Here is a 19,622-nt window from a genome sequence, read left to right on the forward strand (position 1 = left end):
AAAGCGCCGCCGCGCGGACCGGGTGGTCCACGCGGCGGCGCCGACGTCAACGCTCAGGGGCGGCTGGTGAGGTATCCGCCCATCGCGGTGAAGTAGTCCGTCGCGGGCATCTCCTCGCCGTCCTCCGTGCGTATACGGGTGATGGCGAGGCCGTGGTTGCGGCCGGTCCGGGCGTCGGCCCCGGCGACGATCACCACGCCGTCGCCCTCGCGGTAGAAGATGCGGCCGGGCGTGCCGCCGTAGCGGCCCTCGGAGACGAACGCCGACAGGATCTCCAGGCGCTTGCCCTTGTGGAAGGTGAAGGCGCTCGGATACGGGGCGGACTGGGCGCGGACCAGGCGGTCGAGGTCCTCGGCGGGCCAGTTCCAGTCGATGCGGATGTCCTCGGCGGACCGCTTGTGGAAGAAGCTCGCCTGGGACCGGTCCTGCTTGGTGAAGTCGGTGCGCCCGGACGCGATGAGGTCGAGCGCGCCCGTGGTGACCGGCGCGATGAGGTCGACCGTCTTGTGGAACAGGTCGGTGGCCGTGTCCCTGGGACCGACGGCCACCGCCTTCTGGAGCACGATGTCACCGGCGTCGAGCTCGTCGTCCATCATGTGCGCGGTGACGCCGACTTCGCTCTCGCCGTTGATGAGGGCCCAGATCAGCGGGGAGAAGCCCGCGTACTTGGGCAGCAGCGAGTCGTGGACGTTGAGGGTGCCGTGGCGCGGCAGGTTGAAGATGCGCGGGGGAATCCACGTCCGCCAGTTGTTGGCCACGATGATGTCCGGCTCCGCCTCCTTGAGGAGGGTGAACAGCTCCTCGTCGTCGGGACGGTTCCGGATCACTACGGGCACGCCGTGCTCCGCGGCCAGGTCGGCGACCGAGTCGCTCCAGATCTTCTCGTAGGCGTGCTCGCTCTTGGGGTGCGTCACGACCATCACGACGTCGTGTTCGGAGTCCAGGAGGGCTTGCAGGGTGCGATGCCCCCAGGTCTGATAACCGAACATGACGACCCGCATGGGTTTCCTCCTCAGAGACGTGATGGACCGGGCCAAGTAAAGCAAGCCTTACCTAATGGCGCAACGAGGCCGAATTTTGGGAGGTGTTCGCCTCCATGAGCAATGACTTGTCCGTTTTGCCCCGTCGACAGAGCTCGCAGATCAGGTTAGCTTTACCTAAGTTCCGCTCGGCCGCCGCTCGTCGGTGTGCCCTGCTCCCGTTCCTTAACGCCTGACAAGCGGCCGTCCCGCACGATGGGAGTGACATGTCACAGGCTCTTCCTGACGACGCACCTCTGATCCACGACCTCATAGGAATCGGCTTCGGCCCGTCCAATGTGGCCATGGCGATCGCGCTCAGCGAGCACAACGCAAGCGTCGACAGGCAGGAGGCGGTCACTGCTCACTTCTTCGAGCGGCAACCGCGCTTCGGCTGGCACCGCGGCATGCTGATCGACGACGCCACCATGCAGGTGTCGTTCCTCAAGGACCTCGTGACGCTGCGCAATCCGGCGAGCGAGTACAGCTTCCTCTGCTACCTGAAGAGCAAGGGGCGGCTGATCGACTTCATCAACCACAAGAACCTCTTCCCGCTCCGGGTCGAGTTCCACGACTACTTCGAGTGGGCCGCCGCGAAGGTGGACGACATGGTGTCCTACGGGCACGAGGTCGTCGCCGTGCGGCCGGTCGTCCAGGACGGCGTCATCCAGTACGTGGACGTGACGGCCCGTTCGGGCTCGGAGACGGTCGTCCACCGCGCCCGCAACCTCGTGATCGGCACGGGTCTGCGGCCGCAGATGCCCGAGGGCATCGAGCGCACGGACCGGATCTGGCACAACTCCGACCTGCTGGCACGGGTGGAGGGCCTCAAGGACGCCGACCCGTCCCGCTTCATCGTGGTCGGCGCCGGCCAGAGCGCCGCCGAGAACGTCGCCTACCTGCACCGGCGCTTCCCCAACGCCGAGGTCTGCGCCGTGTTCTCCCGCTACGGCTACAGCCCCGCCGACGACAGCAGCTTCGCCAACCGCATCTTCGACCCGGAGGCGGTCGGTGAGTTCTACACCGCCCCGGAGGAGATCAAGCGCAAGCTGATCGGCTACCACGGCAACACCAACTACTCCGTGGTGGACATCGACCTCATCGACGACCTCTACCGCCAGGAGTACCAGGAGAAGGTCCTCGGTACCGAGCGGCTGCGGTTCCTCAAGGTGTCCCGGCTCACCGACGTCGTCGAGACCCCGGACAAGGTCCGCACCACGGTCGAGTCGCTGGTGACGGGTGAGAAGACCCCGCTGGACGCCGACGTGGTCGTCTACGCCACCGGATACCGGTCGGCCGACCCCCTCGGACTCCTCGGCGAGGTCGAGGCGTACTGCCGCCGCGACGACGAGGGCCGCGTCCGCGTCGAGCGCGACTACCGCATCACGACGGACCCCGAACTCCGCTGCGGCATCTACCTCCAGGGCGGCACCGAGCACACGCACGGCATCACGTCCTCGCTGCTGTCGAACACCGCGGTCCGGGTCGGCGAGATCCTCGACTCGATCCTCGACCGGGGCAAGGAGCCGGTCACCGGAGACCGGCGGGCCGCCGACGAGGTCGGTTCGTCCCTCTGATCAAGCCTCCCCCCACACTTCCGGCCGCCCGGTGGCCGTCTCACGCCGGGCGGCTGTGACGCGCACCGTGAAACCCCCGTGAAAGGAAACACCCGTGTCCATTGGTACACGCCCCGCGCTGGCGAGGATCGCCAGAACCATCCCCCGCGTGGCAGTCGCCGCCGTCGCCGCGCTGGCGCTGACCGCCTGTGGTGGTGGCGCCGGGAAGACCGACGCCAAGCCGTCCGACAAGGCCGCCGCGAAGTCGGCCGCCTTCCCGGTGACGGTCGAGCACAAGTACGGCAGCACGACCATCGAGTCGGAGCCCAAGAAGGTCGTCACCCTCGGCCTGTCCGACCAGGACGCGGTGCTGGCGCTGGGTGTCAAGCCGGTCGGCGCTGTGGACTGGTTCAAGGAGCAGCCGTACGGCAAGTGGCCGTGGACCAAGGAGCTGTGGGGCTCGACGCCGCCGCAGATCGTCGGTGAGCGCGACGAGTACAACATGGAGAAGATCGCGGCGCTCAAGCCCGATCTGATCATCGCCCAGTACTCGGGCATGAAGAAGGAGCAGTACGACACCCTCTCCAAGATCGCCAAGGTGGTCGCCCAGCCCAAGGGCGCCGAGGACTACCAGGCCTCCTGGCAGGTGATGACCCGCCAGATCGGCAAGGCGCTCGGCAAGAACGCCGAGACCGAGAAGCTGATCAGCGGCATCGACGCGCGCTTCAAGGCCGTCCGCGACAAGCACCCCGAGTGGAAGGGCAAGACCGTCGCCGTCGGCGAGCCCTTCGGCGGCAAGTACTCCGCGTTCTCGCCCAAGGACCCCAAGGTCGTCTTCCTGTCCGAGATGGGCTTCACCACCTCCAAGGCCTACCGGGACGCGCTGGGCAAGGAGAACATCGTCGAGCTCAGCTCCGAGCGCCTCGACGTCATGGAGGCCGACCGCACCGTCTGGCTGGGCACGCCGGAGTCGGAGAAGGCCGTGAAGGCCGACCCGCTCTACAAGAAGCTGAAGGTCCACCAGGAGAAGCGGGACGTCTTCCTCCCGTACAACGACCCGGACATCGGCGCGGCGCTCTCCTTCAACACCGTGCTGAGCATTCCCTACGCCATCGACGAGGTCGTGGCGAAGCTCGAGGCCGTCAAGTAGCCGACACGCCTGTCCGCGCCGCGGCCGGACCGTCCGTAGCCGCGCCTGCCCGGTGGTCCCCGCCACCGGGCAGGCGTCGCCGCTGCTGACCACCGACGCCACGCAACGACTCACCACAGACGCACAACCAGGGAAAGGCCATACGAACGATGTTTGACGCCGAGTCGGACCGGACATCCACCGCCGGGATACCCGTCACCGGTGGGCAATCCGGCATCTGGCTTGCCCAGCAGATCGAGCCGGACAGCTCGGCCTACAACATCGCGTTCTTCCTGACCCTGCGGGGCGACCTCGACCTCGACCGCCTGACCGCCTGCGTGCGGCAGGCCGTCGAGGAGGCGGAGTGCCTCCACGTGCGCATCAGCCCCGAGAACGGGCAGCCCCGCCAGACGCCCACGCGCCACCTCGTCGACGTGCCCCTCGTCGACCTGAGGGACGCGGCAGACCCCGACAGCGCCGCCGCCGACTGGGCGGAGGCCGACCGTGACCGGCCGGCCGACCTCGCGGGCGGTCCGCTGTATGCCCAGGCGCTCCTCCGCCTCGCGGACGACCGTGTCCTGTGGTACCAGCGCTACCACCACATCCTCGTCGACGGCATGGGCGTGGCGCTGATCACCCGCCGGGCCGGCGACCTCTACGGCGCCGAGCCGGGTGGCGAGCCCGCCGGTGACCCCGGCTGGTCGCTCGCCCCGCTGGTCGCCGCCGAGCGGGCCTACCGCGAGTCCGCGCGATTCCAGGAGGACCGCGCGTACTGGCTGGACCGGCTGGCCGACCGGCCGGAGCCCGTGCGCCTCGTCGAGCGCGCACCGGCACCCATGACGCGGCGCGTCCGGCGCACCGCCGAGCTGTCGCCCGAGCACACCGCCCGGCTGCGCGCCGCCGCGGCCGGTACGGGCGTGCGTCTTTCGCGCCTGCTCGTGGCGGCCGTCGCCGCCTACCTGCACCGGGTCACCGGCGAGCAGGACCTCGTCCTCGGCCTGCCCGTCACCGCCCGGCAGGACGCCGAGTCGATGGACGTCCCGGCCATGGTGTCCAACGTCCTCCCGCTGCGCGTCCCCGTCCGGGGCAGCATGAGCGGCGCCGAACTCGTGGACGCGGTGCGGCACGCGATCGCCGGGACCGTCGAGCACGGGCGCTACCGCGCCGAGGACCTGGCGCGGGACCTCGGGCTGGTCGACGGCATCGCCGAGCTGGTCGGCCCCACGGTCAACATCCTGCCCGGCGGGGAAGGGATACGTTTCGGCGACCACGAGGCCGACCTCAACCCCGTATGGCTCGGCCCCGTCAGCGACCTGGCGGTCAGCGTCATCGAGACCAGCGCCGGCCAGGCCCTGCGCGTCCACTTCGACGCCGACGCCGAGGTGTGCGACGAGCGGACGCTGCGCGACCACGAGCGCCGCTTCCTCATGCTGCTCGACGCCCTCGCCGAGGGGCTGGACCGCCCCCTCGCCCACATCGAACTGACCTCCGGCGCCGAGCGGGCCCAGCTCCTCGACGAGTTCGGCGTCGCCCCGTGCGAAGCGCCCGAACTGTCCTGGCCCGCCGCCTTCGAACGCCAGGTGCGCCGCTCGCCGGACGCCGTCGCGCTCGTCTGCGAGGAGCGGGAGCTGTCGTACGCGGAGCTCAACGCCGCCGCGAACCGGCTGGCCCGCCTGCTGATCGCGCGGGGCGTGGGCGCCGAGGACGTCGTCGCCGTGGCCGTCCCGCGCTCTCCCGAGCTGGTGGTCTCCCTCCTGGCCGTGATGAAGGCCGGCGCGGCGTACCTGCCACTGGACGCCGACCACCCCCAGGACCGCATCGCCTACATGCTGTCCGACGCCGGCGCGCGGACCGTCGTCACCACCCGCGACCTCGCCGGTGAACTGCCCGAGGCGCCCGGCGTCGCGCACATCCTCCTCGACGACCCGGCCGTCGCCGCCGAGTCCGCCGCGCTGGACGGCTCGGACCCCGGCCTGCCGATCGCGCTGGACCAGGCCGCGTACGTCATCTACACCTCCGGCTCCACCGGTCGCCCCAAGGGCGTGGTGGTCTCCCACGACGGCGTCGGCAGCCTGATCGCCACCGCCACCGAGCGGATCGGCATCGACGCCGGCAGCCGGGTCGTGCAGTTCGCCTCCGTCGGCTTCGACGTGACGGTCTGGGACCTGATCATGTCGCTGTGCGTCGGCGGCCGGATCATCGTCGTGCCCACCGAGCGCCGGGTCGCCGGGCCCGCCCTGACCGACTACATCGCGCGCCACCGCGCCACCCACATGATCCTGCCGCCGTCGCTCGTCTCGGCACTCCCGCAGGAGTGCGAGCTGCCCGACGGCGCGGTGCTCATCGTCGGCACCGAGGCCGTGCCCAGCGAGCTGATCGCCCGCTACGCCGGGCGGCTCCAGGTCGTGGTCGCGTACGGCCTCACCGAGGCGACCGTCAACTCCACCCTGTGGGTCGCCGACGCGGAGCGGCCGGGGCCCGCGCCCATCGGCGAGCCCGACCCCAACACCCGCGCCTACGTGCTCGACGCGGCGCTGCGCCCGGTCCCCGTGGGCGTCGAGGGCGAGCTGTACGTCGGCGGGCGCGGCCTGGCCCGCGGCTACCTCGGCCGGCCGGGGCTCACCTCCGAGCGGTTCGTCGCCGACCCGTTCGGCCCGTCGGGTGCCCGGATGTACCGCACCGGCGACCGGGTGCGCTGGAGCGCCGACGGCAACCTGGAGTTCCTCGGCCGCGCCGACGGCCAGCTCAAGATCCGCGGCCACCGCATCGAACCGGGTGAGATCGAGAGCGCGTTCATGGCCTGCCCGGGCATCTCCCAGGCCGCCGTGCTCCTCCGCGAGGACCACCGGGGCGTCAAGCGCCTCGCCGCCTACCTGGTCACCGACGACGGCGCGGACGCCGACGCCGCGGTGGCGGCGGCGCGTGCCCAGGTCTCGGAGGCCCTGCCCGACTACATGATGCCGTCGGCGCTGGTCCTCCTGGACGGCCCCCTGCCGCTGACGCCCAACGGCAAGCTGAACGCCCGGGCCCTGCCCGAGCCGCAGTGGACGGCCATGACCGGTGACGCCGCCCCGACGACACCCGCCGAGGCCGCTCTCGCCGCGCTGTTCGCCGAGGTCCTCGGCCTGCCCTCGGTGGGCGTCCACGACAGCTTCTTCGAGCTCGGCGGCGACAGCATCGTCGCCATCCAGCTCGTCAGCCGCGCCCGCGCGGCCGGGCTCGCGATCACGCCCCGCGACGTCTTCCGGCGCCGTACCGTCGCCGCGCTCGCGGCACTGGACCGCCCCGCGGGCGACGCGGTGGACGGCCCGCGGGCCGCCGCCGGTGACCTGCCCGCCCCCTTCTCGCTCGCCGGCCTCGGCGACGCCGAGCTGGCAGAGTGCGCGGCGGCCGTCCCCGGCCTCGTCGACGCCGTGCCGGCCACGCCGCTCCAGGAGGGCTTCTTCTTCCACGCCTCCGTCGACGAGGGCGGCGCCGACGGCTACGCGGTACAGGACACCGTCGAACTCTCCGGTGACGTGGACCCGGGCGCCCTTCAGGCCGCCGTCCAGTCCCTCCTGGACCGCCACCCGCTGCTGCGCGCCGCCTTCCACCAACTGCCGGACGGCCGGATCGTGCAGCTCATCGGGGAACGCGTCACCCTTCCCTGGCGCTTCGCCGACCTGTCCCGCGAGGACTCCGGCAGCCGCACGGCGGCCGCGGCGGACATCGCCGCCCAGGAGCGGGCGAAGGGCTTCGACCTCGCCGCCGCCCCGCTGCTGCGGGCCGCGCTGATCCGCCACGGTGCCGACCGGTCCCAGCTCGTGCTGACGCTGCATCACATCATCGTGGACGGCTGGTCGGTGTCGCTCCTCATGCGGGAGCTGCTGAACGGCTACCGGCCCGGAGCCCCGGCCGAGCGTCCCGAAGCCGACCCCGCCTACCGGGCGTACGCGGGCTGGCTCGCCGCCCGTGACCGCGACGGCGCGCTGGAGGCCTGGCGCGGTGCCCTGGCGGGGCTCGACGCGCCCGCCCGGCTCCCCGTGCGCGGCACGGACGCGGACGAGCCCCGCACCGGCACCGTCACCGTGGAGCTGTCCGCCTCGGACACCGCCGCCCTCACCGACCGGGCCCGCCGGCTCGGGCTGACGCTCGGCAGCGTCGCCCAGGGCGCCTTCGGGCTGCTGCTCGGCGATGTCACCGGCTCCCGCGACGTGGTCTTCGGCACCACCGTCTCGGGCCGCCAGGCCGCCGTCGAGGGCGTCGAGACGCTCGTCGGCCTGCTCATCAACACCCTCCCCGCGAGGCTGCGGTGGCGTCCGGAGCAGTCGCTGGCCGATGTCGTCGCCCGCTTCCAGGGCGAGCAGGCCGAGCTGCTCGACCACCAGCACGCCGGCCTCGCCGAGATCCAGCGCGCCATGGGGCGGGGCGAGCTGTTCGAGGCCCTGGTCGTCGTGGAGAACCTGCCCGACGCCGGTGAGCCGTCCGACCCCGCGGGCCTGGTCCGGATCACCGGCTCCCACATCCGCGACGCCGTCCACTACCCGCTGGCACTCACCGTCCTGCCCGGTGAACGGCTCCGGCTGCGCCTCGACCACGACCCGGCCCGGCTGGACCACGCCGCCGCCCGGCGGTTCGCCGGCCGGCTGCGCGCCGTGCTCGACCAGCTCGTCAGCGACCCCCTCCGCCCGGTCGCGCAACTCGCCCTGCGCACCGCCGACGAGGACCGCGCCGCCCTCGACCGGCTGACCGGCGGCGGGCACGCCCTGCCGGACGACACCGTGCACGGAGCCTTCACGCGACAGGCCCGCCGCACCCCGGACGCGACCGCGGTGGCCGACGAGACCGGGCGGACGACCTACGCCGAACTGGACGCGCGCGCCGAGGCACTGGCGCACCGGCTGCGCGCCCACGGCGTGACGCCCGAGTCGGTCGTCGCCGTGGCCGTCCCCCGCTCGGCCGAGACCCTGGTCGCCCTGCTCGGCGTGCTCAAGGCAGGCGCGGCCTACCTGCCGGTCGACGTCGACTACCCGGCCGACCGGGTGCGGTACATGTTCACCGACTCCGGCGCACGCACGGCCGTGGTCACCGAGGAATCCCTGGCCAGGCTGCCCGGGCTCGACGGGGTGACCCCCGTCGTCCTCGGTGCGGACACCACCGCCGCGCCGGACGCCCCCGCCACCGCGCCGGTCCACCCGGACAGCGCCGCGTACGTCATCTACACCTCGGGCTCCACCGGCCGGCCGAAGGGCGTCGTGGTCACCCACCGCGCCGTCACCGGCCAGCTCGCCTGGACCGCCGAGCGGTTCGGCTACGGCCCGGGCGAGCGGGTGCTGCACCAGTACTCGACCAGCTTCGACCCGTCCGTCCTGGAGATCTTCACCCCGCTGCTCACCGGCGGGACCGTCGTGGTCGCCCGGCCGGACGGTCACCGGGACCCGGCCTACCTCATCGAGCTGATCCGCCGCGAGCGGGTCACCAGCATCGACCTCGTGCCCTCCCTGTACGGCGCCCTGCTCGCGGAGGACGGGACGGGGGAGTGGTGGAGCACCCTGCGCCGCGCCTTCAGCGGTGGCGAGGCGCTGCCCGTGCCGCTCGCCCGGCGCTGGCGGGAGCGCACCGGAGTCCCGCTGTTCAACGTGTACGGCCCCACCGAGGCCGTCATCCAGGTCACCAGTTGGGAAGCGGGGTCCGCTCCGGAGGAGGGCGCGACCGTCCCCATCGGCAGCCCGGTGTGGAACACCCGCCTCTACGTCCTCGACCGCTGCCTCCGCCCCGTCGCGGAGGGCGAGCCGGGCGAGCTCTACATCGCGGGCGCGCAACTCGCCCGCGGCTATCACGGACGCACCGCGCTGACCGCCGAGCGGTTCGTCGCGGACCCGTTCGGCGCTCCGGGAGAGCGGATGTACCGCACCGGAGACATGGTCCAGTTCAACGGAGACGGTGTGCTCACCTACCTGGGGCGCACCGACCACCAAGTCAAGATCAGGGGTAACCGGGTGGAACTCGGTGAAATCGAAGCCCGGCTGCGCGAAGAGCCGGCCGTCGGCGACGTCGTGGTCGTGGCCCGCGACGACGAGCGCGGGATCAAGCAGCTCGTGGCGTACCTCGTGCCCGCCGCCGGCGCGGACCTGGACACCGAGGCCGTACGGGACGCCCTGACCGGCTCCCTGCCCGCACCCATGGTGCCCAGCCACTTCGTACGGCTGGAGGCACTGCCCCTCACCCCCGGCGGGAAGGTCGACCACAAGGCCCTCCCCGCCCCCGAGGTCCGCAGGCGGCAGGGCCGTACCACTCGTGAGGGCTACGAGCGGCAGCTCTGCGGCATCTTCGCCGACGTCCTGGGCATCGACGAGGTCGACGCGGACGAGGACTTCTTCGTCCTCGGCGGCGACAGCATCCTGTCCATGTCCGTCTCCAGCCGCGCCCGCCGGGCCGGCCTGGCGATCAGCCCGCGGGACGTCTTCGAGCAGCGCACCCCGGCGGCGCTGGCCGCCACCGTCACCGGCACCGGCGGTCCGGCCCCCGCTGCGGCCGCCGACTCCGACGGCGTCGGCGACGTACCGCTCCTGCCGATCGTCCACCAGCTCCGCGAGGACGGCGGCACGATCGACCGGTTCAACCTCTCGATGCTGCTCCAGGCGCCCGCCGGAGCGGACACCGGCACGCTCACGCGGGTCCTCCAGGCGGTCCTCGACCACCACGACGGCCTGCGGCTCACCCTCACCCGCATGGACCTCGGCCCCGCCATCCCCGCGCTCTGGTCGGCCCGGACGACGGCCGCGGGCTCGGTGGACGCCGCCACCCTGCTCCACCGCGTGGACGTGACCGCCCACGACGACGCCGCTCTGCGTGCGGCCGTCGCCGAGGAGTCCGACGCGGCCGCCGGCCGCCTCGACCCCGGCAACGGGGTGATGCTCCAGGCCGTCTGGTTCGACGCCGGCCCGGACCGGCCCGGCCGCCTGCTGCTGGTCGTCCACCACCTGGTCATCGACGGCGTGTCCTGGCGGGTCCTCCTCGGTGACCTCGCCGCCGCGTGGCAGGCCGTCACGGCCGGCGAGCGGCCCGCCCTGGAGCCGGTCCCCACCTCCCTGCGACGGTTCGCGCGGGACGTCGCCGAGCAGGCCACGTCGCCGCAGCGGCAGGCCGAACTGCCGTACTGGGCCACGACCCTGGCGCCCGGGGCGGAACTGCTGCCCGGCGCCACCCGTACCGGCACCACCGGCGCGGCACGGGAACACACCGTCACCCTGCCCGCCGAGGAGACCCGGGCGCTGCTGACCGCCGTGCCCGCCGCGGCCGGCGCCGACGTCACCGAGGTGCTGCTCACGGCGCTGCGGCTCGCCGTCACCCGCTGGCGCGCCGCACGCGGCGAGGACCCCGCCCCCGACGGTGACCTCCTGGTCGACCTGGAGCGGCACGGCCGTGACGGCACCGACGCCGACCTGTCGCGCACCGTGGGCTGGTTCACCAGCCTCCACCCGGTGCGCCTCCCGGCCGCCGCCGACCCGCTCGACGCGCTGAAGCAGGTCAAGGAATCCGTGCGCTCGGCACCGGACTCCGGCGCCGGATACGGCATGCTGCGCTACCTCAACCCGCAGCTCGCCCCGGTGTTCACCCAACTGTCCACCGCGCAGGTGCTGTTCAACTACTTCGGCCGCCTGCCCGCCGAGCAGACCCGCGACTGGGCGCCCGCCGTCGAGTCCGACGCCCTGCGCGTCGAGCCCGACGCCGACCTCGCCATGCCGTACCCGCTCCAGGTCAACGCCGTGTGCGCGGAGACCCCGCGGGGCCCCGAGCTGCGCGCCAACTGGACCTGGCCGGACGGCAACGCGCTGACCGAGGACGACGTCCACGCCCTCGCCCGCGCCTGGGCCGACGCCCTGCGCGACCTCGTCGCCCGCACCGGCACCCCCGGCGCCCGCCCCTCGCTCACCCCGTCGGACGTGCCGCTGCTCGCCCTCACCCAGGCCGACATCGACCTGATCGAGCGGGTCAGCCCGGCCCCGGTGGCCGACATCTGGCCGCTGTCGCCGCTCCAGGAAGGCATCCACTTCCACGCCAGCTACGACACCTCGGCGCTGGACGTCTACACCGCGCAGGACACCTTCGACTTCGACCACCGTCTCGACGCCGACCGGCTCCGCGCCGCCTGCGCCACGCTCCTGCGCCGCCACCCCAGCCTGTGCGCCGGCATCACCAGCGACGGACTGCCCGAGCCCGTCCAGTTCGTGTGCCCGGCCGGCGAACTGCCGGTGCCCCTCACCGAGGTCGACCTGACCGGGCTGGACGAGCGGGACCGGCAGGACCGGCTCGCCGAGATCTCCGAGAGCGACCGGCGGCGGCGGTTCGACCTGTCCGCGCCCCCGCTGTTCCGGCTCACCCTCATCCGGCTCACCGACACCACCGACCGGCTGATGCTCAGCCACCACCTGGTCGCGTGGGACGGCTGGTCCCAGTCCCTCTTCCTCGGCGAGCTGCTGGAGCTGTACGCGACGGGCGGCGACGACACCGGCCTGCCCGCCCCCGGCAGCTACCGCGACTACCTGGGCTGGCTCGCCGGCCAGGACGTGGACGCGGCCCGGGAGACCTGGCGGCGAGCCCTCGCCGGACTCGACGAGCCGACGCTCGTGGCCCGCGACCCCGGCGACGAGCCGACCATGCCGCGCCGCCGCACCCTCAGCCTCGGCCGCGCCCTCAGCGACCGGCTGCGCACGTCCGCCCGCGAACACGGTCTCACCATCAACGCCGTGCTCTCCGCCGCCTGGGCACTCGTCCTGTCCTCCACGGTGGGACGCGACGACGTGGTGTTCGGCGCGACGGTCGCCGGACGCCCCGCGGACGTGCCGGGCGTCGACACGACGATCGGCATGTTCCTCAACACCGTGCCCCAGCGGATCACCCTCGACCCCGCCGAGCCGGTCGGCGAACTGCTGCGCCGCATCCAGGCGGAGCGCGTCGCCCTCATGGACCACGAGTACCTGGGCCTCGCCGAGCTCCAGCGCGCGGGCGGTCACCCGACCCTCTTCGACACCCTGTACGTCCTCCAGAACTTCGCCGACGAGGGCGGCTTCCGGACGCTGACCGAGCGGCACGGCATCACCGGCGTGGGCAGCGTCGACGCCACCCACTACCCGATGACGCTGATCGTCAACCCGGCCGAGACCGTCCAGGTCAAGCTGGAGTACCGCCCCGACCTGGTCGGTGACGAGCAGGCCGAGGCCACCATCGGCCGCTTCGGCGCCCTCGTGGAACGCCTGATCGGCGACCTCTCCGCCCGCGTCGGCACCCTGGACCTCCTGCTGCCCGGCGAGCGCTCCGCGCTGCTGGCCGAGTGGGCGTCCAGCGACAACCCGGTCCCGAACGAGACCGTCGCCGACATGCTCGCCGCCCAGGTCGCCCGCACCCCCGACGCGGTGGCCCTGGTCTTCGGCGAGCGCGCCCTCACCTACGCGGAGCTCGACGCGCACATCAACCGGCTCGCCCGGCTGCTGCTCGCCCGAGGCGCCGGACCGGAGAAGGTCGTCGCCCTCGCGCTGCCGCGCTCCATCGAGATGGTCGTCGCGCTGTTCGCGGTGCTGCGCACCGGCGCCGCCTACCTGCCGCTCGACCTGGACCACCCCGCCGACCGGCTGCGTCTGATGGTCGAGGACACCGGGCCCCTGTGCCTGCTGTCCACGACCGCCGTCGCCCCGACGCTGCGGGGCCCCTCCGGCCCGCTCGCCACCGAACTCCTGCTGGACGACCCGGCCGTCACCGGGGAGCTCGCCGCCCTCCCGGACGGTGAGATCACCGACGCCGAGCGCCCCGCGTTCGCGCACGACGTGGCCGGCCGGCTGGAGCACCCGGCGTACGTCATCTACACCTCCGGCTCGACCGGCAAGCCCAAGGGCGTTGTCACCCCGTACCGGGGCCTGACGAACATGCAGCTCAACCACCAGAAGGAGATCTTCGACCCGGCCATCGCGTCGGCCGGCGGACGGCGCTTGCGCATCGCGCACACCGTCTCCTTCGCCTTCGACATGTCGTGGGAGGAGCTGCTCTGGCTCGTCGAGGGCCACGAGGTCCACGTCTGCGACGAGGAGCTGCGCCGCGACGCCGAGGCGCTGGTCGCCTACTGCGACCGGCACCGCGTCGACGTGGTCAATGTGACGCCCACGTACGCCCAACTGCTGATCGAGGAGGGCCTGCTCGACCAGGACGAAGCCTCCGGCAAGCACCGGCCCTGCCTGGTCCTGCTCGGTGGTGAGGCCGTCTCGGACACCGTGTGGACGCGCCTGCGCCGCACGGAGGGCTGTTACGGCTACAACCTGTACGGACCGACCGAGTACACGATCAACACCCTCGGCGGCTCCACCGCCGACAGCGCCACCCCCACGGTCGGCATGCCCATCCGCAACACCCGGGCCTACGTCCTCGACGCGATGCTGCGCCCGGTCCCGCCGGGCTGCCCCGGTGAGCTGTACATCGCCGGAACCGGCCTCGCCCGGGGGTACCACGACCGGCCCGGCCTGACCGCCGAGCGGTTCGTCGCCGACCCGTTCGGCGCCCCCGGTGAGCGGATGTACCGCACCGGTGACCTCGTACGGCAGCGTCCGGACGGCCTGATCGACTTCCTCGGCCGTACCGACGACCAGGTCAAGATCCGCGGCTACCGGATCGAACTGGGCGAGATCTCCACGGCCCTGGCCGCACACCCCGAGGTCGCGCACGCCGCGGTCGTCGTGGCGGAGACCGCCGGTACCAAGCGCCTCGTCGGCTACGTCGTACCCGAGGAAGGCGCCGAGCGGGGCGAGACGCTGGTCCAGAGCCTGCGCGAGCACCTGAAGGCCGGCCTGCCGGACTACATGGTCCCGGCCGCGCTGGTCGCGGTGGACACCCTGCCGCTGACCGTCAACGGCAAGCTCGACGTCAAGGCCCTGCCCGCGCCCGACTTCGCCGGGCCGAGCAGCAGCCGCCCGCCCCGCACGCCGCAGGAGGAGACGCTCTGCGCGCTCTTCGCCGAGGTGCTCGGCCTCGCCGAGGGCAGCGTCGGCATCGACAGCGACTTCTTCGAGCTGGGCGGCCACTCACTGCTGGCCACCAGGCTGATCAGCCGCGCCCGCACCGCGCTCAGGGCCGAGCTGGCCATCCGCGACCTCTTCGAGGCCCCGACCGTCGCCGAGCTGGTGGAGCGCGCGGCCGGCACGCACGCCGCCGAGCGTCCGGCGCTGACCGCCGGCGAGCGGCCCGACGAGCTGCCGCTGTCCCACGCCCAGCAGCGGCTGTGGGTCATCCAGCAGATCGAATGCACCTCGGCCGCGTACAACTTCCCGCTCGTGATGCGGCTGCGCGGCACGCTCGACGTGGACGCGTGGCGGGCGGCCCTGGCCGATGTGGCGGCCCGCCACGAGGCGCTGCGCACGGTCTTCACCGGGCGCGAGGGCCAGGCGTTCCAGCGGGTGCTCCCCGCCGAGCAGGCACGGCCCGAGGTGGAGTGCCTCCGCGCCGGTGAGGACGAGCTGGACGGGGTCATCGACGCCGCCGTCAACCGGCCGTTCGACCTCGCCACCGAACTGCCGCTGCGCGCGACCATCGTGGAGGTGGGACCGGAGGACCACGTCGTCGTCCTGCTGCTGCACCACATCACCACCGACGAGTGGTCGGACCGGCCGTTCCTCCGCGACCTGGCCACCGCCTACGCCGCCCGCAAGTCCGGCTCGGCGCCCGAGTGGGAGCCGCTGCCCGTCCAGTACGCCGACTACGCGCTGTGGCAGCAGCGCCTGCTCGGCGACCCGGCCGACGCGCAGAGCCTCGCCGCCCGGCAGTTGGAGTACTGGCGTACGACGCTCCAGGGCGCGCCCGAGGAGATCGAGCTGCCGACGGACCGGCCCCGGCCCGCCCGGCCGGCCTTCACCGGAGCCGAGCTCGACATCGAGTTCGACGCCACGTCCTACCAGGGCCTGAAGCGACTGGCCCGGGAGAGCGGCGCCAGCATGTTCATGGTGGTGCACGCGGCCGTCGCCGCACTGCTCCACCGCATGGGCGCCGGCACGGACATCCCGCTCGGCTCGCCCATCGCCGGGCGCGGCGAAGAGGCGCTGGACGAACTGGTCGGCTTCTTCGTCAACACGCTCGTGCTGCGCACCGACCTCACCGGCGACCCGAGCTTCACCGAGCTCCTGGCCCGGGTCCGCGACACCGACCTGGCCGCGTTCTCCCACGCGGACGTGCCGTTCGAGTCCGTCGTCGAGAAGCTCAACCCGACGCGCTCGCTGGCCCGCAACCCGCTCTTCCAGGTGATGGTCGGCTACCACAACCGCACCGGCGACGAGCTGGAGCTGCCCGGCCTCGGCGTCGAACACGTGCCGTTCCGCATCCGCTCGGCCAAGTTCGACCTCGTGTTCAGCTTCACCGAGCACGTGAACACGGCCGACGGGGACGAAGGCACGCTCGGCTGCCGGCTGGAGTTCGCCACCGAGCTGTTCGACCAGGAGACCGCCGAGCGCCTCGGCGACCGCCTGCGGCAGTTGGTCGCGGCGGTGGCGGCCGACCCCGAGCGGCCGGTGTCCCGCGTGGACGTCCTCGCCGCCGACGAGCGGCAGTTGGTCCTGGAGGGCTTCAACGCCACCGCCCGGGAGGTGGACGAGGCCACGCTGCCCGCCCTGTTCGCCCGGCGGGTCGCCGAGCGGCCCGACGCGGTGGCCGTCGTGGAGCGGTCCAGGTCGGTGACGTACGCCCAGCTCGACGCCAGGGCGGACCGGATCGCCCGGCTGCTGGCCGCGCGCGGGGTCGGCGCCGAGGGCGTGGTCGGCGTGGCCGTGCCCCGGTCGGTCGACATGGTCGCCACGGTGCTCGCCGCCCACAAGCTGGGTGCCGCGTTCCTGCCGCTGGACCTGGTCCACCCGGCCGACCGGCTCACGTACATGATCGAGGACTCCGGGGCCGCGCTCGTCGTCGGCACCGAGCCGGTGGCCGGGAAGATCCCGGACGTCGCGGGCGTCCCCGTGGTGCTGCTCGACGCTCCGGACATCGCGGCCGAACTGGACGGGCTGCCCGAGTCCCCGGTGGACGGATCGCCGGTGAGCCTGGACCAGGCCGCCTACGTGATCTACACCTCCGGCTCGACCGGCCGCCCCAAGGGCGTGGTCGTGCCGCACGAGGGCATCTCCAGCCTGGTCGCCACCGCGGTCGACCGCATGGGCCTGGAACCCGACAGCCGGGTGCTCCAGTTCGCCTCGATCGGCTTCGACGTCTTCGTCTTCGAACTGTCGATGGCGCTGTGCCACGGCGGACGGCTCGTCCTCATACCCGACGAGGCGCGTGTCGCCGGACCGGCGCTCACCGACTTCCTGGCGGACCAGCGGGTCACCCACATGATCCTGCCGCCCTCCCTGGTGTCGGCGCTGCCCGCGGGCTGCGAACTGCCCGAGGGCTCCACGATCCTGGTCGGTACGGAGACGGTGCCGCCGGACCTGTTCGAGCGGTTCGGCGCCACGGCCAACCTGATCTGCGCCTACGGGCTCACCGAGGCGACCGTCAACTCCACGCTGTGGCCCGCCTGGGAGCACGGCGGACGGCCCGGCGGCCGGGTCCCCATCGGCCGGCCCGACCCCAACACGCTCTGCTACGTGCTGGACGAGCGCCTCTGCCCCGTCCCGCCCGGCGTGGTCGGCGAGCTGTACGTGTCCGGACGCGGACTCGCCCGCGGTTACCTCGGCAAGGCCGGGCTGACCTCCGAGCGGTTCGTCGCCGACCCGTTCGGCCCGCCCGGCAGCCGCATGTACCGCACCGGTGACCGCGCCCGCTGGCGCCGGGACGGCAACCTCGACTTCCTCGGCCGGGTCGACACCCAGGTGAAGATCCGCGGCTTCCGCATCGAGCTGGGCGAGATCGAGGCGGCGCTCGCCGGTCACCCCGGGGTCAGCCAGGCCGCCGTGGTGCCGGACCGGGACGGCGACATCGTCCGGCTGGTCGGCTACGCCGTTCCCGAGGCCGGGGAGCTGGACCCGCAGGCGCTGCGCAACCACGTCGCCGGGCTCCTGCCCGAGTACATGGTGCCCGCCCTGGTGGTGCCGCTGGACGGCCCGCTGCCGCTGACCCCCAACGGCAAGCTGGACCGCAAGGCGCTGCCCGCACCCGACTGGTCCGGGATGACCGGCGACGCCCGCCCGGCCACCGAGACGCAGGCCCGCCTGGCGGAGCTGTTCGGCGAGATCCTGAAGCTGGAGAAGGTCGGCATCCACGACAACTTCTTCGCCCTGGGCGGCCACTCGATGGCCTCGATGCGGCTCCTCGGCCGCATCCGCTCCGAGTTCGGGGCCGAGCTGACCATCCGGGACGTCTTCGACGCCCAGACGGTCGCCGGTATCGCGGCCAAGCTCGACGGAGCGGCGGCCGCCCGGCCCGCGCTGCGCCCGGTGGAGCACCGCGAGGACGGTGCCGCGTCGCCGGTCGCCCCCGTACAGCGCTGGCAGTGGTCGTCGTACCGCAGGCACGCGGCCTTCGACCACGCGCTGGTGCTGCGCTCGCCCGGCGGGCTCGACGCCGACGCGCTGTCGGCCGCGCTGGGTGACGTGGTGGCACGGCACGAGCCGCTGCGCACGCTCTTCACCGAGCGGGACGGCGGGGTGTACCAGGAGGCCGCCGGGTTCCCGGCCCTGGAGGTGGAGCGGTGCGCCGACCTGGACGCCCGGCTCGCCGAACTCGCCGCCGGGGCCCCGGACCTGTCCGAGGAGCCGCCCCTGCGGGCGCGGCTGCTCACCGGGGCGGACGGCACCCAGGCGGTGCTGCTGACCATGCACTACCTCGCGGTGGACGAATGGTCCGTGGTGCCCCTGTTCCGCGACCTCACCACGGCGTACGCGGCCCGTACGGAAGGCCGGGCGCCCGAGTGGGAGCCGCTGCCGGTGACGTACGCCGACTACACGCACTGGGCGCACGAGGTCCTCGGCGACCTCGCCGACCCCGGCAGCCTGGGTGGGCGCCAGCTCGCGTACTGGCAGCAGACGCTGAAGGACATCCCGCTTGCACTGGCGCTGCCGACGGACCGGCCGCGTCCCACCGGGGCGGGGCTGCCCGGCCACGCCGGTGACTACGTCGGGTTCGTCCTCGACGAGCGGCTCCACGCGGATGTGGACAAGCTCGCCCAGGCGACCGGTACCAGCATGTTCATGGTGCTGCACTCGGCCCTGTCGGCCCTGCTCACCGCCCACGGCGCCGGCACGGACCTGCCGATCGGCACCATGGTCGCGGGCCGCGGCGACGACCAACTGGCCGATCTGGTCGGCTGCTTCGCCAACACCGTGGTGCTGCGCACCGACACCGCGGGCGACCCGACGTTCGCCGAGCTTCTGACCCGGGTACGGGAGACGACGCTCAGCGCGCTGGACCGCCAGGACGTCCCGTTCGACGAGGTCGTCCGGGCGACCGGGCTGCCCGCGGAGGGGCCGCAGGTCATGGTGATCCACCATGAGCAGGCGGACTTCGGCGCGCTGGAGGGCGGCATGGGTTCCTTCCACGCCGTACCGACCGGCTCGACGCGAGCGGAGCTGACCTTGAGCTTCTACGAGCCGCGCGGTGACGGCCCCGTCCACTGCGAGCTCATTCACGCCACCGACCTGCTCGGCGAGGCCAAGGCACGCCAACTCGCCGACGAACTTCAGGTGCTGCTGCGCAACGTGGCAGCCGACCCGGAACAGCCGCTCTCGGAGCTGTTCACCGTAATGTCCATGAGGAGTGACAACGCATGACGACCAACCCGTTCGAAGACCCGCAGGGCACCTTCCTGGTCCTGGCCAACGACGAGAACCAGCACTCGCTGTGGCCCTCCTTCGCCGAAGTACCGGCGGGGTGGCGGACCGTCTTCGGTGAGGACACCCGGGAAGCCTGCCTCTCCTACGTGGAGGCCAACTGGACCGACCTCCGCCCCGCGAGCCTGATCGCCCAGCAGGCCTGACG

5 protein-coding genes are annotated in these 19,622 nt (G+C 72.9%); 4 read left to right on the forward strand and 1 reads right to left on the reverse strand.

The genetic code is table 11. The annotated features are described in order from the left end of the window. Nucleotides 1-53 precede the first annotated feature (53 nt). Complete coding sequence (locus AB0J57_RS06165) at nt 54-1,001, reverse strand: methionyl-tRNA formyltransferase (RefSeq protein WP_366126792.1); 948 nt, start codon at nt 999-1,001, stop codon at nt 54-56. A 245-nt stretch (nt 1,002-1,246) separates the two neighbouring features. On the opposite strand from AB0J57_RS06165, the gene AB0J57_RS06170 reads away from it, so the two are divergent. The 4 genes from AB0J57_RS06170 to AB0J57_RS06185 all read left to right on the forward strand — a co-directional run bounded on the left by AB0J57_RS06170 (nt 1,247) and on the right by AB0J57_RS06185 (nt 19,620). Further along, nucleotides 1,247-2,596: a lysine N(6)-hydroxylase/L-ornithine N(5)-oxygenase family protein gene (locus AB0J57_RS06170; protein WP_366126793.1), complete on the forward strand. Its 1,350-nt coding sequence runs from the start codon at nt 1,247-1,249 to the stop codon at nt 2,594-2,596. Nucleotides 2,597-2,690: 94 nt separating this feature from the next. Further along, on the forward strand, nt 2,691-3,725 hold the full coding sequence (locus tag AB0J57_RS06175; protein WP_366126794.1) for an iron-siderophore ABC transporter substrate-binding protein: 1,035 nt from the start codon (nt 2,691-2,693) through the stop codon (nt 3,723-3,725). 149 nt (nt 3,726-3,874) lie between these two features. After that, on the forward strand, nt 3,875-19,414 hold the full coding sequence (locus AB0J57_RS06180) for an amino acid adenylation domain-containing protein (protein WP_366126795.1): 15,540 nt from the start codon (nt 3,875-3,877) through the stop codon (nt 19,412-19,414). Continuing rightward, complete coding sequence (locus AB0J57_RS06185) at nt 19,411-19,620, forward strand: MbtH family protein (RefSeq protein WP_366126796.1); 210 nt, start codon at nt 19,411-19,413, stop codon at nt 19,618-19,620. The genes AB0J57_RS06180 and AB0J57_RS06185 overlap by 4 nt, the downstream gene beginning before the upstream one ends. Nucleotides 19,621-19,622: the final 2 nt, after the last annotated feature.

This window comes from Streptomyces sp. NPDC049837 (assembly GCF_040674455.1).
Taxonomy (GTDB): Bacteria; Actinomycetota; Actinomycetes; order Streptomycetales; family Streptomycetaceae; genus Streptomyces.

Bases quoted from the DNA above. Each gene is read 5' to 3' on its own strand.
- AB0J57_RS06165 (WP_366126792.1), bottom strand. From the start codon at position 1,001: ATGCGGGTCGTCATGTTCGGTTATCAGACCTGGGGGCATCGCACCCTG.
- AB0J57_RS06170 (WP_366126793.1), top strand. From the start codon at position 1,247: ATGTCACAGGCTCTTCCTGACGACGCACCTCTGATCCACGACCTCATA.
- AB0J57_RS06180 (WP_366126795.1), top strand. From the start codon at position 3,875: ATGTTTGACGCCGAGTCGGACCGGACATCCACCGCCGGGATACCCGTC.
- AB0J57_RS06185 (WP_366126796.1), top strand. From the start codon at position 19,411: ATGACGACCAACCCGTTCGAAGACCCGCAGGGCACCTTCCTGGTCCTG.